The following is a 4,558-nucleotide window of genomic DNA, read 5'->3' as shown; positions in this document are numbered from 1 at the left end:
GCTGATCATCGTCGCTCCGCCCAAGACGCTCGGCGAGCTTCGCAAACATTATCACAAGGAGGTCGAGAAGCGTCTCGCGGGCGAGATCGCCAAGGACCTCACCGGCCACCCCGTTCCGGAGATTGAAAAGATCCTCAGCGCTCAATAGCCTGTGCGGCGGCGGATCCCAGGGATCGGCCAGGGCTATCGAGGAGTGATGATGACAGTTCGTAACAAGCTTTTGATTACCGCCATTTCGGCGGCGCTCGCTGCTGGCGGGTTCGTGGCGGAGCCTGCCTTAGCGCAGAAGCGGCGCCCGGCTCCGGCTCCCGCTCCGACGACGGCCATCGGAACGAGGGTGCTGATCAGCTCCACCCCTTCGCCTGCTCCCGCGGCGGAGCAGCAGGCGGCGCCGGCGGCCCAAGCCAAGGCGGAGCTGGCGGCAGGTGCGCAGGTGCGGGACACCAATGGCGGTGAAGTCGGCACCATCACCAAGGTCGACGGTCAGTTCGTGATCCTGAAGACCGACAAGCACGAGGTGCGGCTTCCGGTCGCGTCCTTCACGGCGCATCAGGATCATTTCCTGATGGCGATGACTCGCGACCAGCTGAACGCGGAGGTCGACAAGACCAAGGCCGCAGCGGCCGCGAGCCTTGCCGCCGGTGCGACGATCGCCGGTTCGCAGGGCGGCACCGTCGGGACGATCCAGGCGATCGACGCCGAGTTCGTCACCCTGAAGCTGACCTCGGGCAAGCTCGTCCGGCTGCCGCGCAACGCGGTGGCGGCCACCGCAACGGGCGGGGTGATCGGAATGACCGCGGCCGACCTCGAAGCCGCAGCGGCCGCCGCCGGCTCGTAAAGGTCGCTTCGCCAAAAAAAGAAAGGCCGCGCCGAAGGGAGTTGGCGCGGCCTTTTTCCTGTTCGGTGCCGAACGGCGTTACTCGGCGGAGCGATTCAGTCTCCGACGGGCAACGAGTGCCGCCGCGGCGGCGCCGAACAGGACGATCATCGGCGGTGCCGGAACCGGCGTGCCGCCGCTGGAGCCCGAGGAGCCGCCGCTCGACGAGCTGGAGCTCGATGAGCTGGAGCTCGACGAGGAGCTCGAGCTGGTGCTCGAAGTGCTGGTGCTTCCGCCGAAGCTGCTGGAGCCGCCGGACGACCCGCTGGAACCCGAGGAACCGCTGCTGCCGGAGGAGCCGCTGCTGCCCGAGCTGCCGGAAGAGCCGCTGGAACCGTGGCCGGGCTTGCCCGGATAGCCTGGCTTGCCGCCGGTCGACCCGCCGGAGGAGGAGCTGCTGCTCGACGACGAACTCGACGAGCTCGAGCTGCTCGAGGAGCTGGACGAGCTCGAAGAGCTGGAGCCTCCGGTCGAGGAGCTGGTCGAGACGATGATGTTGCCGCTCGATCCGCCGACGAACCCGCCGCTGAAGAAGCCGCCGCCGAAGCCGCCGCCGGTGCTGCCGCCGCCGATGATGACGGGGACGCCGCCGCCGCCGCTCACCACCTGGGCGGGCGGGGGCAGGGGAATGGGGGGCGCGGGATAGGTGATCGTGCGGGTGGTGACCGCGCCGGCCGCCGCCGCTGCACCGCGGGTGCCGCAGGAGCGGACGATCCGGGTGACGCGCTTCACGCGCTTCGGCCGGTGATGCACCCGCTGGACGACCGTCTTCGCCTTCGCCGACTTGACGATGGCCGGACGGGGGATCGGGTTTTCGGCTACGTGGACCGCGCCGCCGCCGATGACTGCGCCGCCGCAGGCGCAAGCACAAAGTTTCGCGAGAGCCATTCTTACCGACATGATACACACCCTGTTTTGGTGCTGGCGTCGGATCAGGTGGATCAGCCCAAATAACCGTCAGCCAGCCTTGGCTATTCACGACAGATGCCAAAGATCAGGTTACGCGCAAGTTCGTTAACCATGATGTTACAGTTAAGGGGCTGGTTTCCGGGCGTTTCGGCTGCTTCCGTCCCATTGATGGACATAGTGCCGGAAGCTGTGAACGAAGCGACCGAGCACTGGTCGCCGAGGCTGTAGTTAATAGCTGGAAGACGGGTCATCGACCGAGCTGATTCGAGGTCGATTCGGAGGCAGCGGGAGCGGACCCGCTGAGCCGTTCGGCGGACGCGGCAAAAATGTCACTGCCCGCGCGCAAAAGCGGAACCTTTTTCAACTTGCTTTTGAGTGACTTGTGCAGCCGCTTTGGCATGCGTATAGGCGCGCTGGGGCAGGTGCCGACATTTGCACCAAAAGCGGAGCGGCACTCTGGGATTTGCGGCCGGTCGAAAGATCGGGCGCGGAGTGTGGAGGGGTTATGGCTACCGCTTTAAGTGACGTTTTCGGACCGCAATATAGCGCGGTTCCGCATGTTCCCGCCGGCTACCGGCCGAGCGCGAACGAAGAGTTCATGAGCGACGATCAGCTCGCTTATTTCCGTGAAAAGCTGCTCGACTGGAAGGACTCGATCATCCGCGAGTCCCGCGACACCATGGCCCAGCTGAAGAGCGGCCCGATGCGCGAAGCCGACATCACCGACCGCGCATCGAGCGAGACCGACTGGTCGATCGAGCTCCGCACCCGCGACCGGCAGCGCAAGCTCATCTCCAAGATCGACGCGGCGCTCCGCCGGATCGAAACCGGCGAATACGGTTTCTGCGAAGTCACGGGCGAGCCGATCTCGCTTGCGCGGCTGGAAGCGCGCCCGATCGCGACCATGACGGTCGAGGCCCAGGAGCGCCACGAGCGGCACGAGCGGATCTCGCGCGACGACTGATCGGGGGATCGGGTGCGTTAACCCGATTTCGACCATTTGGCCGCCATAAGGGGAGGACCCGGGCCCGCATGGTGCGGCCCGGTCCGCACGGGGTTGTGGCCTTGATCGAGACCAGGATTACCAAGGGACGGACCGGCGACACGCCCGGAAGGCGTCTCACCAATCGCGGCCGCGACAACCAGGGCCGCCGCGTCTCAGCGCGCGACAGCCTGTTCCTGGCCGCCACGATCCGCCGCCGCACCGATTCGGAAGAGGAACTGGTGCCGGTGCGGATCCGCAACCTTTCGGCCGTGGGCCTGATGGCGGATTACGAGCGGGAAGCGGAGCCGGGCGAGCCGGTGATCGTCACGCTGCGCGGCATCGGCAAGGTACCGGGCATGGTCGCATGGGTTGAGAAAGGCCGCATCGGCGTCGCGTTCGACGAGGATGTGGATCCGATGCTGGCCAGGAGGCCGGTTGGAGCCCAGGCGGCGCCGGATCCGATCCAGCACCGCCCGCTGTAACAGCTAGGAGAGGCCGACCAGGGCCTCTTTCACTCTCAATTTTTCTTTCTTCAGGCGGGTGATCAGCGAATCGTCCGGATGGGGGCGCAGATTCTCTTCAGCGATTCGAGCGTCGAGAACGGCATGCTTCTGTTCGAGTGCGGACGTATGCGCATTTTGCATTCCCATCTCCTCTGCCTGGTTGATGTCGGACGATTAAAGCATCGGTGTGAGTCGCTGTCTCCCCGGATCGGACAGTCGCCCATTCCTGCGCGACGATCCGTTGAAGAATTATCTATATCGCATCCCGCCGGGCTTGAGTAGCGTCGGCGGTCGATGGGCACGACCGAGGGACTGGATGCGGAGCGGGCGGCGAGGCTTGCGCACCTGCGCCTCGAGCATCGCGACCTCGACAGCGCGATCGAGGCGCTTCGAAGCACCGCCGGATCGGATCAGCTGCAGTTGGCGCGCCTGAAGAAGCGGAAGCTCCGGCTGAGAGACGAGATAGCCGCCATCGAGGACATGCTGATCCCCGACATCATCGCCTGAAGCATCTGCCCCGCCGGTGTCCCGCTTCTGGATGGGCGGCCATTTACCTTCATTGCCTCTTGGACGGCCCGCCGCGGCTGTGGCATCGTCCCATCCCATGAACACGCCGCTGCGCAACCGGATGACTCCGAAGCTTGTCGATTCGCTCTACACGGAGGCGATGCTGCTTGCCGACGAGGCGCGCGGCTATTTCGACCGGCACGGCCGCGAGGAGCGGCTGGGGCTGGATCCGCTGGTGCGGGTCGGCTTTTCCTGCGAGTCGCTGAAGGTGACGACGCGGCTGATGCACGTCATCGCCTGGCTTCTGACCCAGCGCGCGGTCGAGGCGGGCGAGCTGACGCCGGGCCAGGCGCGGGCGCCGGCGCGGCGGCTCGGCGAGGCGGCGGAAAGCGATCCGGCGTTGCTCGCGAAGCTTCCCGGCAACGCGATCGCGCTCGTCCATGCAAGCCAGGAGCTTTATGCGCGGGTGAAGCGGCTCGAGGAGGGCAGCGCCGCGACCGAGCCCCAGGCAAGCCCGGCGCGAACCCTGCTGAGCCGGCTGGAGCGGGCATTCTAGGGCTTCGCTCGAAGTGGTACTTCGAGCGAGTGGCGTCACGGGCGGCGCGCCTTTAGAGCGGCCGACATGAAGCCGTTCGAGTTCTTATATGGGCCGAAGCTCATCGCCGGCGCCGGTTCGGTGCGGCGGCTGGGGGAGGTGCTGCCGGCCGGGCGGTGCCTGTTCGTTACGGATGCGCAGGTGCGGGGGCTTGGACTTGCCGATGCTGCGCTTGCTGCGCT

General features: G+C 66.3%; 9 protein-coding genes. 8 read left to right on the top strand and 1 reads right to left on the bottom strand.

Going from position 1 to position 4,558, the window contains the following annotated elements:
* The 6 genes from VF662_RS11780 to VF662_RS11755 form a co-directional block, all read left to right on the top strand.
* Window positions 1-148: baeRF12 domain-containing protein (locus VF662_RS11780; RefSeq protein ID WP_464141354.1), on the top strand; the 148-nt coding region annotated here is incomplete at its 5' end.
* 51 nt (window positions 149-199) lie between these two features.
* Window positions 200-838, top strand: a complete 639-nt coding sequence (locus VF662_RS11775; RefSeq protein ID WP_464141352.1) for a hypothetical protein — start codon at window positions 200-202, stop codon at window positions 836-838.
* Window positions 839-1,007: 169 nt separating this feature from the next.
* The gene (locus tag VF662_RS11770) at window positions 1,008-1,235 is read left to right on the top strand and encodes a hypothetical protein (RefSeq protein WP_464141350.1); all 228 of its coding nucleotides are present in this window, start codon (window positions 1,008-1,010) and stop codon (window positions 1,233-1,235) included.
* A gap of 6 nt (window positions 1,236-1,241) precedes the next feature.
* A complete protein-coding gene (locus tag VF662_RS11765) occupies window positions 1,242-1,523 on the top strand; it encodes a hypothetical protein (RefSeq protein WP_464141348.1) in 282 nt (93 codons plus the stop codon).
* A gap of 768 nt (window positions 1,524-2,291) precedes the next feature.
* Window positions 2,292-2,750 (top strand): RNA polymerase-binding protein DksA, encoded by a 459-nt coding sequence (dksA, locus tag VF662_RS11760; protein ID WP_464141346.1) that lies wholly within the window; start codon window positions 2,292-2,294, stop codon window positions 2,748-2,750.
* 101 nt (window positions 2,751-2,851) lie between these two features.
* A complete protein-coding gene (locus VF662_RS11755; protein WP_464141344.1) occupies window positions 2,852-3,253 on the top strand; it encodes a PilZ domain-containing protein in 402 nt (133 codons plus the stop codon).
* A gap of 3 nt (window positions 3,254-3,256) precedes the next feature.
* On the opposite strand, the gene VF662_RS11750 is transcribed toward VF662_RS11755, so the two are convergent.
* Window positions 3,257-3,415 (bottom strand): YdcH family protein, encoded by a 159-nt coding sequence (locus VF662_RS11750; protein ID WP_464141341.1) that lies wholly within the window; start codon window positions 3,413-3,415, stop codon window positions 3,257-3,259.
* Window positions 3,416-3,568: 153 nt separating this feature from the next.
* Here VF662_RS11750 and VF662_RS11745 point away from each other — a divergent pair, with 153 nt between their 5' ends.
* Together VF662_RS11745 and VF662_RS11740 are read left to right on the top strand one after the other, a co-directional pair.
* Window positions 3,569-3,781 (top strand): YdcH family protein, encoded by a 213-nt coding sequence (locus VF662_RS11745; protein ID WP_464141339.1) that lies wholly within the window; start codon window positions 3,569-3,571, stop codon window positions 3,779-3,781.
* A 97-nt stretch (window positions 3,782-3,878) separates the two neighbouring features.
* Complete coding sequence (locus VF662_RS11740) at window positions 3,879-4,337, top strand: DUF1465 family protein (protein WP_464141337.1); 459 nt, start codon at window positions 3,879-3,881, stop codon at window positions 4,335-4,337.
* Window positions 4,338-4,558 lie beyond the last annotated feature (221 nt).

The organism is Allosphingosinicella sp. (genome assembly GCF_036387215.1).
Classification (GTDB): Bacteria; Pseudomonadota; Alphaproteobacteria; order Sphingomonadales; family Sphingomonadaceae; genus Allosphingosinicella.
The sequence above is the reverse complement of the archived record's forward strand: the minus strand, read 5'-3'. Positions and strand labels throughout refer to the sequence as shown.

Excerpts from the sequence above, each read along its gene's own strand:
- VF662_RS11750 (WP_464141341.1), bottom strand. The coding sequence starts at position 3,415 with ATGCAAAATGCGCATACGTCCGCACTCGAACAGAAGCATGCCGTTCTC.
- VF662_RS11740 (WP_464141337.1), top strand. The coding sequence starts at position 3,879 with ATGAACACGCCGCTGCGCAACCGGATGACTCCGAAGCTTGTCGATTCG.
- VF662_RS11775 (WP_464141352.1), top strand. The coding sequence starts at position 200 with ATGACAGTTCGTAACAAGCTTTTGATTACCGCCATTTCGGCGGCGCTC.
- VF662_RS11745 (WP_464141339.1), top strand. The coding sequence starts at position 3,569 with ATGGGCACGACCGAGGGACTGGATGCGGAGCGGGCGGCGAGGCTTGCG.
- dksA (WP_464141346.1), top strand. The coding sequence starts at position 2,292 with ATGGCTACCGCTTTAAGTGACGTTTTCGGACCGCAATATAGCGCGGTT.